The following is a 16,100-nucleotide window of genomic DNA, read 5'->3' as shown; positions in this document are numbered from 1 at the left end:
GTTGTTATATGACAACAGTTCATCGGCGTAGAGCAGAACGCGCCCCAAACCGCAGGAGGACACGGTGCTGGGGACGGACCATGCCCCCGTTCGGGAGCTGCTGACGCGGACCCTCGACCACGACCACACCACGCTGGTGGCCGACTGGGTCCGGCACCAGCTCGAGCCGCCCGCCGCGGCGCACACCGAGCAGGATCTCCGCCGCGAGGCCGCCGAACTGCTCGAAGCCCTGCGTGCCGCGCTGGGCACGGCACTGCCCGCGGACCGGATCGTGGCGCGCGACGGCGCGGTCCGAGACGCGCTGACGTCGCTGTCGGAGCACCGGGCCCGCGCGGGCGCCGAGCCGTCGGCCACCGCCATGGCGATCCTGTCGCTCAAACGCATGATGCTGGCCGCGATCGAGCGGCACACCGACGACGCCGGCCTGCGCTATCAAGCAGCGCTGCTGGTCAGCGAACTGCTCGACAGTGCCGGGGTGCTGACCTTCACGGTCTACGTCACCGGGCGGGAACAGATCATCCGCCAGCAGCACAACCAGATGCTCGAGCTGTCCACCCCGGTCGTACGGCTGTGGCGGCACGTGCTGGCGGTGCCGCTGATCGGCACCCTCGACAGTGCCCGCACCCAGGTCGTGATGAACAGCCTCCTCGAGGCGATCCAGACCCACGAAGCCCGCGTCGCGATCATCGACATCACCGGCGTGCCGACCGTCGACACCGCGGTGGCCCAGCACCTGCTGCAGACCGTCAGCGCGGTCCGGCTGATGGGCGCGGAATGCGTCATCAGCGGCATCCGCCCGTCGATCGCGCAGACCATCACCCAGCTGGGCATCGACCTGTCGCACATCGTCACCCGCGGCTCCCTCGCCGACGCGCTGGCCACCGCGATGCGCCTCATCGGCGACAACTCCCACTCCGGCGGGGTGACCGGTTGAGCACCCAGGCAGGACTGCCGATCCTGCGGCTCGGTGACATCCTGCTCACCGGCCTGCTCAGCGACCTGGATGACAAGACCGCTCTGCGGTTCACCGAAGAGCTCACCGCCCGCATCTCCGACGAAGGCATCCGCGGCGTCATCATCGACATCTCACGGCTGGAGATCATCGATTCCTTCGTCGCGCGGGTCCTGATGCAGCTCGCCGACACCGGACGCCTGCTCGGCGCGCGGATGATCGTCGCCGGAATGCGCCCCGCGGTCGCGATCACGTTGTCCGAACTCGGACTGCAGCTCACCGGTGTCCGGACCGCGCTCAACGCGGAACAGGCGATGGAACTGCTGGGCTGGCGCCGTCCCGCCGAGGCGCCTCATGCTCCCTGACGAACTCACCGACCCCGGACGCGACATCCCACCCCGTGAACACGACGTCCGTGCCGAAGAGGATCTGCTCACCGCCCGGCACGCCGTGCGGTCCAGCGCGGTCGCCGCGGGTTTTTCCATCGTCGACCAGACCAAGATCGTCACCGCCGCCAGCGAACTGGTCCGCAACGCCTACATCCACGGTGGCGGCGGAACCATGACGATCATCGTGCTGCGCGACGACCGCGGCCGGATCGGGCTGCGGCTACGGGTCCGGGACAACGGACCCGGGATCGCCGACGTCGAACAGGCGATGACCGACGGCTTCAGCACCGGCGCCGGACTCGGCCACGGTCTCGGCGGCACGCGCCGCCTGGTCGACGAATTCACCATCGACACCGCCCCCGGCCGGGGCACGACCATCACGATCGCGCGCTGGAAACCATGACCGGCATCGTGGTTCCCCCGCCCTCGCGGCACCTGCGCGTCGACCACTCCAGCGCCGTCTACGCCGCCGCACGGGCCGCCCGCGAAACCGGCCGGGCCGCCGGGCTGCCTCAAGTGCTCACCGAACGCGCGGCCGTCGTGACCTCCGAGCTGGCGGGGAACCTCGACCGGCACGCGATCAACGGTTCGATCGTCGTGCAGCGGTCCCCGATCGGACTCGGCATCGACGTCCTGGCCGCCGACGACGGCCCGGGGATGGCGGACGTCGGACATTGGCTCCTCGACGGCAACACCACCACCGGCACACTCGGGACCGGCCTCGGCGCGGTCGGCAGGATGGCCACCGTCTTCCGGATCCGCTCGGCGCCCTGGTCCGGCACCCTCGCCGCGGCCCGGGTCCTCGTCCCCGGGACACCGGCCGCGCATGCCGCCGCGGTCGGGCATTTCTGCCTTCCCCGCGAAGGGGAAGACCACTGCGGTGACGCCATCGCCCTCGCCGAGCTGACCGACAGCTGGGCCGCGGTCGTCGTCGACGGCCTCGGCCACGGGCCCGAAGCCGCCGAAGCCGCCGACACGGCGATCCGCGTGTTCCGCCAGAATCCCGATCGCCCGTTCCCCCACCAGATGGCGACCATGCACCGCGCACTGCGCACCACGCGCGGCGCCGCCGTCGCGCTCGCCCGGATCACGTCCGGCGGGCTCGAGTTCTGCGGAGTCGGCAACGTCAGCGGCACGACGATCAGCGGAGACGGCCGGTCACAACTGCTGCTCAGCATCCCCGGTGTCGTCGGGTTCGCCCTGCCCGCGACTCAAGTCCGGCACGCCGCGCTCGCCGCCGGTGACCTCGTCGTGCTCCACACCGACGGTGTCGACCACACCTGGCGCACGCCGGCGAGCGCCGCCCAGCCCGCGAACGCGCTGCTCCTCGCCGCCGACCTCGCCCACCGGCACCGCAACCCGCGCGACGACGCCGCCATGATCGCCCTGCACCCGGACCAGCTCATCTGATGCACCCCCACCTCGCCCGGCTCCGCCGCCGCCTCCGCACCGCCTGCGCCGAAGCCGGCGTCCCCCTCGAAGATCGCGCCCGCCTCGTCATGGCCGCGACCCTGCTCGCCGAACCAGCGCTCGACTCCGGCACGGACGTCGTGCTCGAGACCACCACCGCCGACCGCCTGCTCGCCGTCACCGTCCGGGTGCCCCACCCGGTCGACCGGCCACGGCGCAACACCCTCCCGCTTCTGCCCTACGCCGAAGACGACACGAGCCTCACCTGGCACCTCCCCACGGGAACCGCCCAGCACCCCATCCCGGCCGGTGACGACCAAGCCACCGACGAGGAAACGCTCGCGCTCATCGCCCGCGCCGACACCCTCGCCCAGGAACAGCGAGAGCTCAAACACGAACTCGCCGAAACCAACAGCGGCGTGCTGGCCATGTACATCGAACTCGAACAACGCGACGAACAACTCCGCCGCGCGCACGCCGTCATCTTCCGCGAACTGGAAGACGCGCTACGGCCCGGCCCGCCGGCCGTGCCGGGACTCGAACTGGCCGTCCACTACTCCCCGACCGACCAGGACTCCCCCACCGGCGGCGACCTCTACGACTGGTTCGTCCTTCCCAGCGGCCACCTGCACATCACCCTCGTCGACGCGGTCGGCCACGGCGTCACCTCGACCCGCCACGCCCTCACCGTCACCCACGCCATCCGCACCCTCGCACTGGAAGGCCACCCGTTCCGCGACCTCATCGCCCGCACCGCGCACACCCTCGCCACCATCGAACCCGACCTCATGGCGACCGTGATCCTCGCCAGGATCAACCCCACGACCGGCGAACTGACCCTCGCGAACGGCAGCCACCCCGCCCCCGTACTGGCCACTGTGGACGGTCAAGCACGACTGCTGCGCCCGCCGGTCGTCGGCCGCGGAATCGGATTCCCCGAGCCCGGCAGCCCCGAACTCCTCCACCACACCCTCGACCCCGGCGACACCCTGCTCCTCTACACCGACGGCCTCGTCGAAAGCCGCAAAGACTACCTCGAAGGCCAAACCCGGCTCCTGAACCTCGCCCCCGCGCACGCCCCGCTTCCCATCACCGAACTCCCCCGGGAACTGGCCACCCGGATGCACGACGTCGTCCTGCACGCCGACGACACCGTCGTCCTCGCCGTCCGCCGACCACTGCCCGACACCCCGAGGTGAACAGCCGAAAGAGTCAAGCGCCCTGCGGGAGCGAAGTACTCCACCGGTTGAACGTCACGTGTCCGCGGAAGCCGACGTCGCCAAAGCGGGCAGCCTTGCCGAACGTCGCCCCGTCGAAATGGCGTCGTGATCTAATCGGGCATCACCGAAGTCGGCGGGGCCGAGCAGTGCGCCGGTGAAGTCACGGCTGATATTGGACCGGAAGGTGTCGACCGGTTCTTCCTTCGCACCGAACGGCACCGCCGGAGCCTCCACGACCTGCGCCCGCCGTCGACGCGGCCGGCTGTCCTCGCCCTGGCCTGTTCATGGCCGAGTTGACCGCGGCTCGAACCGCTCCGGTATGACCGCGACGGCCCTTCCTCGTGGCTCACGCCCTGGCGATCTGTTCACGATCACCCCGATCGACAGGAGGAGCACCTGAGCGAGCAACTGTCCGAGCCACTCCACGGTGCCGCGTGAAAGCCTTGCGCGGGTACATGATGGCCCCCTTCCTTGCGCCTGGCGCAAGGAAGGGGGCCATCATGTACCCGTTCCGCGATGGTCCGAGGACTCCTTACGTGGGAGGCGGCGCGAGCCGCAGCTCGTTCCAGGTGACTTCGTGGATGTTCCTGCGGAGGCGATTTGCGAGTTGCCGGATCGGCACGGGGTGGCGCATGCCGTGGCGGTCGTAGCCCAGCAGCCGAAGGTGCCTTCGTGGCGCGATGAGGACCGCCTTGATCGCTGGTGGACCGTCGGGCGTGGTTTCGGCGACGAGTTCGACGATCCAGCCGAGGCGCTGTCCGGAGTCGTCGTAGGCGGCGGCACCGAGGAGGTCACTGGCGCGCATCGCCGGCTCCGGGAATGCGGCCGATGAGGTGCCGTCGGAGCCAGCTCTCCAGCGGCGGCGTCGTCAGGACTTCGCGGCGGAGTGACACCGTGACGTGGCTGCCGACCTGTGAGACATGGTCGTACGGGATTCGCAGAAACTGAGGGTCCTCTTCGGCGCGCAGCCGTGCAGCGACCGCGGCGAACCAGGTCCCGAACCGGCCGCCGATGCGGAGCCCGAGAGCGCGCTGCCCGACGAGCAATGCCGCGACGCGGGGGCGCCCGTCGTCGCCGATCTCGAATTCGACGTCGTCGACCTTGCCGATCTTGGCTCCGGCGAAATCGACGATCTCGCGGTCCAGCAGGTGGAAGTCCACCAGGATCGGGTCAGGGATTTCGGCGGTCATTGGCCGGCTCCGGTGATGATCATCAAGGGTATGGCGGCGATGGCGGCGACGAGGATGACACCGAGGTAGGTGACGCCCAGGAAGTTGCGGATCCGCCCGTTGACCTGGTCCCCCAGATACTCGCGGTCGTTGGCGACGATGAGGATCGGCAGATACGTCAGTGGGAGCACCACCGCGGACAGCAGCAGCGTGTACTCGGTGAGGCTGACCGGGTCGATGGTCGTCAGCAGCAGAGCCGCGCCCAGTACGACACTGACGAGCACGACCGTGTGGAACCGGGCGGCCTGGCGTGGCGCGACCCGCTTCCCCCATTCCCAGCCGAAATACTGCGCGACCGTGTACCCGGTGGACAGTCCGGTCTCCAACGCGGCACCGAAGGTCGCCGCGAAGACACCGAGGATCACCACCGCCAAACCCAGCTTGCCGAGCGCGAGAGCGACCGGCAACGTCGTCTGCGTGATCGCGTCCACCTTGACCGCGGCCGGTTCGAACACCACCGCCGCGCACGCCATGATCGCCAGCGACAACAGTCCCCCGAGCGGGAACCCGACGAACACGTTGACCCGCTCGGTACCCAGATCCTTACGGGTCCACTTCTCCTCCACGCCACCGGAGGAAAAGAAGAACACCTCATACGGGGTCATCGCGGCGGCGAACAGGGCGATGGCGAAATAGCCGTAAGTCGCCCAGTTCTCCGTCGACGGCGGGCCGGAACCGACCTGCCCCAGAAGCTCAGGCCACGGCACCGGCAACGTGAACAGCGCGATCACGAAGACGACCAGCGCGAGACCGAGCAGACCGAACACCCGCTCGAGGGTCTCGAACTTGGTCCTCCACAGCACCACCCACAGCACCACGGCCACCACAGGAACCCACAGCAGATAGTGCACACTCGTGGCCAGGTGCAGCGCCAGAGCGACCCCGCCGATCTCCGCGCCGAGAGTCAGCATCGTGACCAAATACGACCCGGCGAGATTGACCAGCGCCACCCGCGGTCCGAGACGTTCCCGCACCAGATCGAACACCGGCCTGCCGCTGACCGCGGCGATCCGCCCGGCCATATCGGCATAGACGCAGATCCCGACGATTCCCACGACTACGACCCACGCCAGCCGCATCCCGAACCGGGCACCGGTCTGCGAGTTGGCGACGAGGTCACCGATGTCGACGAACCCACCGATCGCGGTGAGAATCCCGAGCGTGACCGCCAGAAACTTCTTCACCGATACCTCGCAAGGAAGTCCGACAGCCGATCACCGGTGACACCCAGCCGATCGACCAGCACACGCAGGCCGGATCCTTCAGCCGTGTCAGCGGCGCCGATCTCCGACCCCGCCTCGCTCACCAGCGCCTGCAACTCATCGTGCACGGTCACGGATTCCGGGTCAGGAACCTCCTCGCCGACCAGGTCGCCCTGGGCGGATGCGAGAGACTCACGAGCCTGCCACAGCACCGCGCTGCGGTAAGACGGCAAGATCCGCCCATCGGCGTCGGCGTCCACCATCAGACGCACCGTACGAACCTGCGCGAGAACCTCCTCGGCCGCCGAAAGGGCGACGCCGCGATAAGAAGCAGAACTGCCGGGCCACACCACCGCGACCGCCACGACAACCAGCACCACGACGGGAACCGCCGTCCAAAACACCACCGCAGTACGCCGACCGGTCACTCAAACACCGTAACCGTCCGAACGACCATCCGCCGATTACACACAGCGGTGCAAGAGAATTGCCTTACGCGCCCCAATGTCCCCTTGAGCGTCGTTTGAGCAATTCATCCGGCTACCGGACCGCGCCGAGGAAACCCCTCTCGGGCATCGGCCGGGATCACGGATACACGGTAATGCGGTCCGGCGTCTCCGACATCACGATCGGACCGGAGCCGCCAATCCCGCCGTGGGCCGGCGGTTCGACCGTGACGGTCTGATCTCCCGAGACGCGAGTGCCATGGCCGTCGGCGACTATGGAGCTACTGGCCGGTCTGCCGGAAGATGTCGGTAATCGCTCCGAGGGGGCGGGCCGGGTCGGTGTACTCGATCTTCTCTTTCTCGACGAACGTGCCGTCCGGCTTGCGGGTGGTGGTCTTCTCGTATTTCTTGATGCCGCGGGTTGCCGGCAGGTACATGGATGCGATCGCGATGATTCCGACCTCGATCACGGGCAGTTCGCCTTTGGTCTCGGCCAGTACCGCGCGAAGCCGGTCGTGCTCGAGCATGGCAGCGCCACGCCGGCGAAACTTTCAGCTCGAATCACCAGCGCCCCGGCCCACTTCCTGCCCCTATCGGTTCAGGCCATGGCGGTGACCGCCGAGCCAACGCCGTCCCGCACCGCATCGTCGTCGTCCGCATGCGCTACTGCCAAAGAACCAAGGACTACGTGCACAAACGCATTCAGCAAGGACTTTCCATAAGATGATCATTCACGAGCATGTTTCGAGAGAGATCCGCATTCACCGGGTTCGGCGGGATCATCGGATATGGTGGGTTCAGGGGGGCGGACAACGGTTATGGCCAGGCCATCGAACGCCAAGACCGGGGCGGCGGTCGCCATCGCGGTGACCACGCTGTGCGCACTGGTCACCGTGGGCACGGAGTACGCGGGCGCACTGGAACTGCGAATCGGCACGTTCGCACTCGTCCTGCTGCCGCTCTTCTTCGCCTTCGTGATCACGGTTGCCGTCAACCTGTCGCTGTCCTGGCGGCGTCCGGACGCAGCCGCACTGATCTGGTCCTGCGCCGGGCAACTCCTGCAACTGCTGACGGTGGTCTTCGTGGTGCGAGCCGGAGTCGTGCTGGGTACGGCGCTTCCCACGATCGTCGAGGCCGGACCGGCGATCCTTGTGCAGAGCTTCGGAAAGGTGGGGACGGCGCTGCTGGCCTTCCCCGCGGCTCTGCTGCTCGGCTTCGGACGCGCGAGTATCGGCGCCACCTTCTCCATCGGCCGCGAACCCAGCATCGCCCTGGTGACCGAACGGTACGGCATCTCCGGTCCGGAAGGCTCAGGCGTTCTCGCCACCTACATCAGCGGCACACTCTTCGGGTCATTGTTCTTCTCGGCACTCGCGGGCGTCGGCTCGGCGATTCCGCTGTTCGGTTCCACGGCGCTGGCGATGGCCTGCGGGGTCGGCAGCGGAGGCATGACGATCTCCTGCGCGGGTTCACTCGCACACGGTTCCCATGACCTGCCCCAGGACGAGATCCTCGCGCTGGCGACGGCCAGTGACGTACTGACCTACGTCACCACCATGCTGCTGGGCGCCTTCGTTGTTCTTCCGGTGCTGGAACGGCTGTACCGTTCCCCCGCCGCCGTACGGAACCGGCTGGAATCCGGGGACACGCTCGAGGCGAAAGCAACGGTCGTGCCTTCCCGACTGGTGGCCGGCTTGGCCGTGACCGTGCTGCTGCTCGTCACCCTGGGATGGCGTGCGGCGCCGGGGGTGTTCGTACTGCTGGCCCTCGCCTTCGGGGTACGGATCCTCGGCAACCGGACCGGCCGGTTCGTGCCGACGGTGCTGTGGGCGGCGCTCGTCGGCGCCGTCCTGACCGCGCCCGGACTGCCGTGGTCGGCGACCATGCTGCGGATCCTGTCCGCTGTCGACCTGCTGACACTGGCCACCGCGGTGCTCAGCTGCGTCGGTCTGTGCGTGACCACCCGGCAGCTGAAGATCTTGCGGACCCTGAGCTGGCGCGCGGTCGTCGTCACCCTTCTCGTTTTCGCCGGTTCGTTCTTCACCTCGGCCCTGCTGGCCCAGGCCGTCCTGTCCCTCGGCGGGTTCGCCGGATGACCGGCCACCACCGGAGTGGTCTTCCAACCTCGCCGAAATCTCCGCCACCTGCGCGGTCTCCGCTGACCCGATCGCGGCGATCAACCCGTGCGCCTGACTCGGCAGTACAACAGCCTGCTCAACTTCATAGGCGCGCATCAGGCATCGCTCCTTCCCTGCCAGGACGTGCGCCTCATGGGTGACGATGCCGATATAGCGGGCCAATGCCAACGCTCGACTGGAGTAGGTGTGCGGGTCACCCGAATCAGCTCTGCTTTATCACAGCATCTGTCACGTATTCAGCGCCGCGCTCCTTGAAGGCACGCCCACACGTGACCGGGCAATCCTGGCGTTCGCCCCTTCGGCCACTGGTACGCCGGAGCGGTCTTCCGCGGCCAGGTTTCGGAGCCGTAGGTGGTCTCGATGAGCAGAACGCGACTGTCGACGTCCCGGAAGATCACAATCACGCTCGCGATCTGCTTGGGCCGTGTGGCGTAGTACTCGGCGGGCGGCAGCCGTTCCTGGGTCAGGCGCGGCGAGGCTACCCAGCCCGCCGGTGACCGGCGCCGGTGCACGGACCGGGCGGGATGTCGGTCAGCTGGCCGGAGACCAGGTCGTATGTCCGGTGCAGTGTGCGCAGCGGCGGACTCAGCCGATGGCGCGGGCTGAGTTGCCCAGGACCAGGGGGTGCGGGTCGACGTCGCGCAGGATCACGGCGCCGACCCCGATCAGGGCGTACCGCCCGATCTCCACGCCCCATGCGACGCGTGCCCCCGGCGCCGATGGCCGCGCCACAGCGCACGATGACAGCCGTCGAGGTCCAGGCCGGATCAGCTGATTGGTGCAGTCCTGGGTGTGGTCAGGGCCGCGGTGATGGTGCGAGTCCGCATGCGGTGGGCGACGAGGTCGGTGTTGTCGGCGAATTGGTCGATGGCCCCGGTGAGCGGCAGAGCGCGGAGATCGGGGTCGGTGATGCCGGCGAGCAGTGCCTGACTGAATCGTTCGGCGTGCAGGACTTGGAATGGCCTGTCGTGGTAGGGCCGGGTGCTGGGGTCGAGTGGGTCGGTCAGTCCGAGTTGGTTATGCCGCTGGGCAAGGGCCGAGTACGCCGTTGCGAGGTGGTTTTCCCGGTCATGCCATGTGGTGGCGGCGATCGCCGCCTTCAGTACCGGGGTGATATCGGCCGCGAAGGCAAGTTGAGCGAAGGCGCTGCCGAGCCATTTGCTGTAGGGCGGGTAGCGGCGGTGCATGAGCAGGCTCAGGCGCATGAGGTCGCGGACCAGGCGGGCGGCGACGACGGCCGAGCCGAGTTCGTCGCCGACCTCGCCGCAGCGTCCGACGAAGGCTTCTTCTTGGGAGAGGCGCTGCCATTGGCAGGCAAGGACGTAGCGCCAGAGCTCTTTGGGGTACCAGTTGAGATTCGAACGAGCGGCGGCGAGCTCGTCCAATCCGTCATGGAAGACCGCGCCGGCAGTGACCTCGGCCAGGGTCTGGGTCGGAGTGGACAGCCAGTCAAGCGTGTCGATCGCGGCGCGCGGATCAAAGCCCAGGTTGTCGGTGAACCAAGCGTCGAGACTTGTGACGTCGACGCGGTGGAAGACCGGGCTTTCGGTGAACTCCATGCTGCGAACACGATCGTCGCCGGTCGGGGCGAAGTTTGTGGGGTAGCCGTAGAAGCTTTTGGGCAGCTCGCTGCTGAGCGCGGTGATGATGTCCTGCGCGTGCTGGCCGGCGTGTTGTGCGTGCAGGAACAGCTGCAGTCGCGGACCCCATTCGTGGTCGGCGGAGCGTGTGGTGTCGAAGCCCAGGACTTCGGAGCCGGTGCCGATTCGGGCGGCGGTGTGCGGCAAGTCCCCGAAATGCTTCTGCACCACGGGCCGTACTGCCTCGTGGTAGAAGCGGCGCGACAGTTCCAAGCCTGGGATGAACGGTGGGGCCATGATGGGCATACTGCCGTGAGCAGTACGGGTGCCGCGACTGGTTATGGACAGCACCGTTCATCGTTCGCCGAGGCCACTGGTTTCGGCGTGGCCGGACATCGCCGTTGGTGGCGTGGGTTTCGTGCAGGATGCGATCTTTGCGTAGCGCTTGAATGAACAGATGCGGATTGGCCGTGGTGGGCCGGCGGGCGGCCCGGTGATCGAGATACGCGCGCGGTCGAGAGCGGACTGGCTGGGCGAGCGGGATGCTGCGACCGGCCGACTGGAGGCGGCCGTCGCGGAGGTGCTCGACCGGGGTCGGAAGCGAAATTCGACCGGGTTGCTTGACACCGGGGATGCGCGCGGCCGGATTGACGAACACGATCTTGTGGGCCTTGAGCAGCTTGAAGATCGACCGCAACCCTTGGAGCATGGTGTGGTGCGGGTTCCGGAGGCCGGCAGGACCGCGCGTGCGATTTCCCGCAGGTGTTCGTGTCCTTCCGCGCCCCAGGCGTGCAGGGCAAGCAGCGCCCAGCGCAGTTTTGTGCTGATGGTGTTCTTGTCTCGCGGGTGGCTGCGCGGCGAGGTGTCGCTGCCGTGCCGCATGACCGTGAACCACCATGGCGGCGAGCAGGTCGGCGGTGGCGGGAAGCTTGACGCGACCTGTCGAGTTACGGTCGAGCCGTTCGTCATCCTCTTCGACGGATCGACACCGCCCGGGCTGGAGGACACGTGCACTACATGCTGCTGATCTACAACTGCGACCGCCCGGAGCCCGGGGACCCGGCCTTCCCCGAGGCACTGGCCAGGGTGAACGCCTTCGCCGACGAGTGCCGCCGCCGCGGCGCGTTCGTCGCCGGGCATCCGCTTCAAGGCGAGCACACCGCCACCACGGTCAGCGTCCGCGACGGCAAGACCTTGATCACCGACGGGCCGTTCCTCGAAACCCACGAACACCTCGGCGGCACCTACATTCTCGACTGCCGCGACCTCGACGAGGCGCTCGAGCTGGCCGCGCTGTGCCCGATGGCCGCACAGGGCACGATCGAAGTCCGCCCGATCGCCGGCGTCCCCGACCTCGACCATCGGCCCTCGACCGGCATATGACCTCGGTTCCGGTCCTGCGGGACGTCTACCGCGAGCACCGGTCCCGGATGCTCGCGGCGCTGGTCCGCGTCCTGGGTGACTTCGAGCTGGCCGAGGACGCCCTCCAGGACGCCTGCGCGCTCGCCCTGCGCAAGTGGTACACCGTCGTGCCGGACGACCCGGTGGCGTGGCTGCTGACCGCGGCCCGCAACAGCGCGATCGACCGGCTCCGCCGAGCCCGCCGGGGTCAGGACAAGCTCGCCGAACTCGGACCGCGACCGGAGGCGACGACCATGGACGTCGGTGAGGGCAGCCTGCTCGGTGTGGGCGACGAGCGGCTCAGCCTCATCTTCACCTGCTGCCACCCCGCCCTGACCGAAGAAGCCCGCGTCGCGCTGACGCTGCAAGCCGTGGCCGGGATGAGCGCCGGACAGATCGCCCGCACCTTCCTGGTCACCGAAACCGCACTCGCCCAGCGCCTCGTACGGGCAAAACGCAAGATCCGCGACGCGCGGATCAGCCTCGAGGTCCCCGCCGACCATCTCCTGCCCGAACGACTCTCCGGCGTCCTCGCGGTGATCTATCTGATCTTCACCCAGGGCTACACCGCCGGCGCGGACCAGCCGGAATTCCGCACGCTGCAACAGGAAGCGATCCGGCTCGCCGAGCTCGTCGCCACCCTCATGCCCGACGAACCCGAAGCACTCGGACTGGCCGCGCTGCTGCTCCTGCAGGACTCGCGCGCCGCGGCGCGTTATACCGCCGACGGTGACCTCATCCTGCTCGAAGACCAGGATCGCACACGGTGGGACCGCAGCGAGATCACCGAAGCGGTCGGCCTGCTCGACCGGGCACTGCGCCTCGGCGTGCCCGGGCCGTACCAGCTGCAGGCCGCGATCGCCGTGCTGCACGCCCAGGCACCGGCGGCCGACCGGACGGAGTGGGGCTCGATCGCCGGCCTCTACGGCCGGTTGCTGGAGCTGACGCCGTCGCCGGTGGTCGCGCTGAACCACGCCGTCGCCGTCGCCATGGCCACCAGCCCGTCCGACGGCCTGGCACTCATCGACCGGATCGACGGCCTCGACCGCTACCACTTGCTGCACGCCGCCCGTGCCGATCTCCTGCGGCGCCTGGGCCGGACCGCCGAGGCGGCGACGGCGTACCGGCGCGCGCACGACCTCGCCATCAAACCCGCCGACCGGCGTTTCCTCGCTGCCCGGCTGCACGCTCTCGACACCGCGGAGTCCCGATGAGACTGTCCATCCTCGATCACGGCCACCGCCGCCGCGCGAAGCTGTTCTTCGCCCTCACCGCCAGGAAATCCGGTGTGGCCACGCCCGACATCGTGAAGATGCTGCTCTACCGGCCCGCGCTCTTCGCCCGGCCGCTGCTGGACCTCACCGCCGACGCGATGCGCGGACCGTCGTACTGGACCGCCGGGGAGCGCGAATACCTCGCAATGTCCACCGCACAGCTGCACCGGTGCTCGTTCTGCGCGGTCACACACGCCGAACTCGTCCGGATCGCCGCCACCGGTGAGATCGATCCCGACGACCCCAGCTCACCGCGCCCGGAGCTCACGGCCGTCCGCACCTTCCTGGCATCCGTCAGCCAGACTCCAGGACACATCGACGCGACCACGGTCACCGATCTGCCAGGGCAAGCCGTCATCGAAGCCCTGCGTGTGAACCTGGTCTGGGACATCGTCAACCGCCTCGCCAACGCGTTCGGCTTCGTCCTGCGCGACGGCCAGCTTGAGACCGGAACCCGGTCCCTGCACCGGTTCGGCTACCGCTTCCCCGGCTTCCTCATCTCCCAAGGCGCCAGGACCGACCTCGGCGACGCCGCGCGAAATCTGCGCCACGCCGTCCTGGAAACGCCGGGCGTCACGGACAAAGCCGTCCGTTCGGCGGCTCTGCTCGGCGACACGCTCCCGGAGCCGCTGCAGACCTACGCGACGAACGTGCGCGACGCCTCCTACAAGATCATCGACACCGACATCGGCGAACTCACGGCGGCCGGTCACAGCGAGGACACGATCTTCGAAGTGACCGCGGCCGCGGCGGTCGGCGCGGCCTCGCGCAGCTTCGACGCCGGACGCCGCGCGATCGATGAATGAATCCGCCGCGGTGATGTCGAGAACGAACTCGGCCGTTCGTCCTTGAGAGGAGACAACCGCTCCTCACCGAAAGGACCGATCATGCCCGGACAGGTCAACTGGGTGGAAATCCCCGCCGCCGACACCGCCAAGGCCCGCGCTTTCTACGGCGCCCTGTTCAACTGGGGCACCAGCGAATTCGACGGCGACTACCACGTGATCGACAACGGGCCCGACGGCGCGATCATCCCGGCCGAGGACGGCTTTAGTCACCCGAGGGTCTACTTCGCCACCGACGACATCGACGCCTCGGTCAACCGGCTGCACGAACTCGGTGGCCACAGCGAAGACGTCTCCACAGTCCCGGGTATCGGCCGGATCGCGCACTGCCACGACGACCAAGGAATCCCGTTCAGCCTCTACGAACCCGCCCCGCAGAGCTGACTTGACGCCGGCCGCGGGCCCGGGCCGGCACGACACGGGTACATCGGCGGCGTCATACACGTTCGTCGGAAAGCTCGAACTCCTCGACCTGAGGCTCGCGGATGGCCTCCGCCGGGGCTCGCACGACTGCCGGAGCCGGCTCATGATTGACCATCAGGCGATAGACGTCTCAGCGTGAGGAGTGGCCGGCCGGGTCGGCGGCGGTCTTCGCGACGGCACGGAGCGCCGGTTCAGGCCGGCGAAGAGGATACCTTCCTGCCCCAACCCCCTCCGGAACGGTGAATTCAGCTGCAGGTGGCCCCGTCAAGAGCGATAATCGTTGTCGCGCACGGGATCGAGCGGTGATGCGGACGAGCATCGATATGCCGGTGGCGGTATCGATCGTCGATTGAATCCCGATGAAACATCGTCCGAAGATTTATCCTTACTTTCCTTTAGGCGCGACGGCGAGTCTATCGGCGTCGTCCGCCAGTTGGCCGAATAGAATGGCCTTATCTGCTGGTTCGAGCACACCACGAACGCGGGCCCCGAACGGATGGTTGTGGGTGACAGATTCAGGACGGCCGGTTTCGCCCCGGCTGACGGTCGCCGGCTCCGCTGACACTTCCGGCGGCTCCGCGGGACGGTGGGCAGCCGTCACCGATGGCACGGCCCCGCTCACCGTCGGCGGTATGGCGGCGGGCGGGTTCGGAGTCGAGGCCGCGAAATCGTTCCTGGCTGGCGAGCCCGCCGGGCGATGGTGGTTCGTGCTGGCCTTCGCCGCCGGGCTCGCCCTGGTCGCCCTCGGCCTGTGGTCGAGGAACCGTGCCCGCCGTCGAGTGCGGGTCGGCATCGTGGTCACCGCATCGGATGGACGGCGCGGGCAGGCACGCGCCCGGCACCTGGAGCAGCAGGCGGAGAAATTCAGCCGTCGAACCTGCACGATCACGCTGAAGACCGGCATCGAGCTGCCCGGCGACGGCGCCTGGGACCGCGAACTGGTCGACGCCCTTGCCGACGAGACGTTGTCCGCCACCACGATGGCCGAACGCCTGACCCCCGATGCCGTCCGGATCAACCTGATCCCCACCATGCCGCTGCACGTCGCGTTCTGGTTCGGCGCCCGGCTGGGATACACCCACGCCCGCGAGGTGGTGGTGCACGCCATCCGGCAGGCGGACGGCACGCCGGCGTACTTCCCCGCGACGTCCTTGCGCGCGATCGACTCCGACGTCGAACCGCTGGACGTCGACCGGCTGGAGGCCATCGACGACGGCGACCCGGACAAGGTCGCCCTCGCGCTGGACCTGCAGGGCCGCGGCGACCAGTTCTTCGACCAGGTGATGACATCCTGCCGCCGCCATGGCTTCGGCTACCTCCTGCGGCTCCGGAACGCGTCACCGCTGCTGACCGAGGACACCGCCACCTTCACCGGGGCGGTGGAGCAGACCTGCCGCGCCTGGCGGGAAGCACCACTGACCGCCGACGCCCGAACCGGCAGGCACGCGATCTTCCTCAGCGGACCGGCCGCGATCGCGGTCGCACTCGGCGCCCGGCTGGCATCGCCGGAACGCGGACGGTGGACGGCGTTCACCTTCGACGCGACCAGCGACTCCTACGAGCCCTTTCCCCCTTCGGCCCCGGCTTGACC

The 16,100-nt window shown here is 68.4% G+C and carries 20 protein-coding genes; 12 read left to right on the top strand and 8 right to left on the bottom strand.

Going from position 1 to position 16,100, the window contains the following annotated elements:
- Positions 1-64: 64 nt before the first annotated feature.
- Genes H074_RS12310 through H074_RS12290 form a run of 5 tightly spaced genes read left to right on the top strand, consistent with a single transcriptional unit; the run spans position 65 to position 3,950 of the window.
- The gene (locus tag H074_RS12310; protein WP_007030364.1) at positions 65-934 is read left to right on the top strand and encodes an STAS domain-containing protein; all 870 of its coding nucleotides are present in this window, start codon (positions 65-67) and stop codon (positions 932-934) included.
- Complete coding sequence (locus H074_RS12305; RefSeq protein ID WP_007030363.1) at positions 931-1,317, top strand: STAS domain-containing protein; 387 nt, start codon at positions 931-933, stop codon at positions 1,315-1,317. Before H074_RS12310 ends, H074_RS12305 begins: the two co-directional genes overlap by 4 nt.
- The gene (locus H074_RS12300; protein WP_007030362.1) at positions 1,307-1,744 is read left to right on the top strand and encodes an anti-sigma regulatory factor; all 438 of its coding nucleotides are present in this window, start codon (positions 1,307-1,309) and stop codon (positions 1,742-1,744) included. Before H074_RS12305 ends, H074_RS12300 begins: the two co-directional genes overlap by 11 nt.
- Entirely contained in the window at positions 1,741-2,751 is a 1,011-nt protein-coding gene (locus H074_RS12295) for a SpoIIE family protein phosphatase (protein ID WP_007030361.1), read from the top strand. Before H074_RS12300 ends, H074_RS12295 begins: the two co-directional genes overlap by 4 nt.
- Positions 2,751-3,950: a PP2C family protein-serine/threonine phosphatase gene (locus H074_RS12290; RefSeq protein ID WP_007030360.1), complete on the top strand. Its 1,200-nt coding sequence runs from the start codon at positions 2,751-2,753 to the stop codon at positions 3,948-3,950. The genes H074_RS12295 and H074_RS12290 overlap by 1 nt, the downstream gene beginning before the upstream one ends.
- Positions 3,951-4,004: 54 nt before the next feature.
- Here the strand turns inward: H074_RS12290 and H074_RS12285 are convergent, their stop codons facing one another.
- From H074_RS12285 to H074_RS12260, 6 genes are all read right to left on the bottom strand, one after another.
- Positions 4,005-4,190 carry a hypothetical protein gene (locus H074_RS12285; protein WP_007030359.1) on the bottom strand — a complete coding sequence of 62 codons (186 nt, stop codon included), beginning with the start codon at positions 4,188-4,190 and terminating at the stop codon, positions 4,005-4,007.
- A 313-nt stretch (positions 4,191-4,503) separates the two neighbouring features.
- Positions 4,504-4,776 carry a PRC-barrel domain-containing protein gene (locus tag H074_RS12280; protein ID WP_007030358.1) on the bottom strand — a complete coding sequence of 91 codons (273 nt, stop codon included), beginning with the start codon at positions 4,774-4,776 and terminating at the stop codon, positions 4,504-4,506.
- Entirely contained in the window at positions 4,763-5,161 is a 399-nt protein-coding gene (locus tag H074_RS12275; protein WP_007030357.1) for a PRC-barrel domain-containing protein, read from the bottom strand. The genes H074_RS12280 and H074_RS12275 overlap by 14 nt, the downstream gene beginning before the upstream one ends.
- Positions 5,158-6,384 (bottom strand): NRAMP family divalent metal transporter, encoded by a 1,227-nt coding sequence (locus tag H074_RS12270; protein WP_007030356.1) that lies wholly within the window; start codon positions 6,382-6,384, stop codon positions 5,158-5,160. Before H074_RS12270 ends, H074_RS12275 begins: the two co-directional genes overlap by 4 nt.
- Positions 6,381-6,830 carry a hypothetical protein gene (locus H074_RS12265; RefSeq protein ID WP_152521398.1) on the bottom strand — a complete coding sequence of 150 codons (450 nt, stop codon included), beginning with the start codon at positions 6,828-6,830 and terminating at the stop codon, positions 6,381-6,383. Before H074_RS12265 ends, H074_RS12270 begins: the two co-directional genes overlap by 4 nt.
- 299 nt (positions 6,831-7,129) lie before the next feature.
- Positions 7,130-7,375 (bottom strand): hypothetical protein, encoded by a 246-nt coding sequence (locus H074_RS12260; protein WP_007030354.1) that lies wholly within the window; start codon positions 7,373-7,375, stop codon positions 7,130-7,132.
- Between the two features lie 291 nt (positions 7,376-7,666).
- Here H074_RS12260 and H074_RS12255 point away from each other — a divergent pair, with 291 nt between their 5' ends.
- Entirely contained in the window at positions 7,667-8,944 is a 1,278-nt protein-coding gene (locus tag H074_RS12255; RefSeq protein ID WP_007030353.1) for a DUF3100 domain-containing protein, read from the top strand.
- 627 nt (positions 8,945-9,571) lie between these two features.
- Here the strand turns inward: H074_RS12255 and H074_RS40730 are convergent.
- Together H074_RS40730 and H074_RS12245 are read right to left on the bottom strand one after the other, a co-directional pair.
- Positions 9,572-9,718 (bottom strand): LbetaH domain-containing protein, encoded by a 147-nt coding sequence (locus tag H074_RS40730; protein WP_161630678.1) that lies wholly within the window; start codon positions 9,716-9,718, stop codon positions 9,572-9,574.
- A 35-nt stretch (positions 9,719-9,753) separates the two neighbouring features.
- Positions 9,754-10,863: a DUF4037 domain-containing protein gene (locus H074_RS12245; RefSeq protein WP_039922279.1), complete on the bottom strand. Its 1,110-nt coding sequence runs from the start codon at positions 10,861-10,863 to the stop codon at positions 9,754-9,756.
- A gap of 148 nt (positions 10,864-11,011) precedes the next feature.
- On the opposite strand from H074_RS12245, the gene H074_RS40725 reads away from it, so the two are divergent.
- The 6 genes from H074_RS40725 to H074_RS12215 all read left to right on the top strand — a co-directional run bounded on the left by H074_RS40725 (position 11,012) and on the right by H074_RS12215 (position 16,098).
- On the top strand, positions 11,012-11,593 hold the full coding sequence (locus tag H074_RS40725) for a hypothetical protein (protein WP_161630677.1): 582 nt from the start codon (positions 11,012-11,014) through the stop codon (positions 11,591-11,593).
- Entirely contained in the window at positions 11,575-11,949 is a 375-nt protein-coding gene (locus H074_RS12235; RefSeq protein WP_039922242.1) for a YciI family protein, read from the top strand. The genes H074_RS40725 and H074_RS12235 overlap by 19 nt, the downstream gene beginning before the upstream one ends.
- Positions 11,946-13,181 (top strand): RNA polymerase sigma factor, encoded by a 1,236-nt coding sequence (locus H074_RS12230; protein WP_007030348.1) that lies wholly within the window; start codon positions 11,946-11,948, stop codon positions 13,179-13,181. The genes H074_RS12235 and H074_RS12230 overlap by 4 nt, the downstream gene beginning before the upstream one ends.
- Positions 13,178-14,047 carry a carboxymuconolactone decarboxylase family protein gene (locus H074_RS12225; RefSeq protein ID WP_007030347.1) on the top strand — a complete coding sequence of 290 codons (870 nt, stop codon included), beginning with the start codon at positions 13,178-13,180 and terminating at the stop codon, positions 14,045-14,047. The genes H074_RS12230 and H074_RS12225 overlap by 4 nt, the downstream gene beginning before the upstream one ends.
- 81 nt (positions 14,048-14,128) lie before the next feature.
- A complete protein-coding gene (locus H074_RS12220; protein ID WP_007030346.1) occupies positions 14,129-14,470 on the top strand; it encodes a VOC family protein in 342 nt (113 codons plus the stop codon).
- A 545-nt stretch (positions 14,471-15,015) separates the two neighbouring features.
- Complete coding sequence (locus H074_RS12215; RefSeq protein WP_007030345.1) at positions 15,016-16,098, top strand: SAVED domain-containing protein; 1,083 nt, start codon at positions 15,016-15,018, stop codon at positions 16,096-16,098.
- Positions 16,099-16,100 lie beyond the last annotated feature (2 nt).

The sequence above is a fragment of the Amycolatopsis decaplanina DSM 44594 genome, assembly GCF_000342005.1.
Lineage (GTDB): Bacteria > Actinomycetota > Actinomycetes > Mycobacteriales > Pseudonocardiaceae > Amycolatopsis > Amycolatopsis decaplanina.
The sequence above is the reverse complement of the archived record's forward strand: the minus strand, read 5'-3'. Positions and strand labels throughout refer to the sequence as shown.

Excerpts from the sequence above, each read along its gene's own strand:
- H074_RS12300 (WP_007030362.1), top strand. The coding sequence starts at position 1,307 with ATGCTCCCTGACGAACTCACCGACCCCGGACGCGACATCCCACCCCGT.
- H074_RS12295 (WP_007030361.1), top strand. The coding sequence starts at position 1,741 with ATGACCGGCATCGTGGTTCCCCCGCCCTCGCGGCACCTGCGCGTCGAC.
- H074_RS12290 (WP_007030360.1), top strand. The coding sequence starts at position 2,751 with ATGCACCCCCACCTCGCCCGGCTCCGCCGCCGCCTCCGCACCGCCTGC.
- H074_RS12280 (WP_007030358.1), bottom strand. The coding sequence starts at position 4,776 with ATGCGCGCCAGTGACCTCCTCGGTGCCGCCGCCTACGACGACTCCGGA.
- H074_RS12275 (WP_007030357.1), bottom strand. The coding sequence starts at position 5,161 with ATGACCGCCGAAATCCCTGACCCGATCCTGGTGGACTTCCACCTGCTG.
- H074_RS12260 (WP_007030354.1), bottom strand. The coding sequence starts at position 7,375 with ATGCTCGAGCACGACCGGCTTCGCGCGGTACTGGCCGAGACCAAAGGC.
- H074_RS12255 (WP_007030353.1), top strand. The coding sequence starts at position 7,667 with ATGGCCAGGCCATCGAACGCCAAGACCGGGGCGGCGGTCGCCATCGCG.
- H074_RS12245 (WP_039922279.1), bottom strand. The coding sequence starts at position 10,863 with ATGGCCCCACCGTTCATCCCAGGCTTGGAACTGTCGCGCCGCTTCTAC.
- H074_RS12230 (WP_007030348.1), top strand. The coding sequence starts at position 11,946 with ATGACCTCGGTTCCGGTCCTGCGGGACGTCTACCGCGAGCACCGGTCC.
- H074_RS12225 (WP_007030347.1), top strand. The coding sequence starts at position 13,178 with ATGAGACTGTCCATCCTCGATCACGGCCACCGCCGCCGCGCGAAGCTG.
- H074_RS12220 (WP_007030346.1), top strand. The coding sequence starts at position 14,129 with ATGCCCGGACAGGTCAACTGGGTGGAAATCCCCGCCGCCGACACCGCC.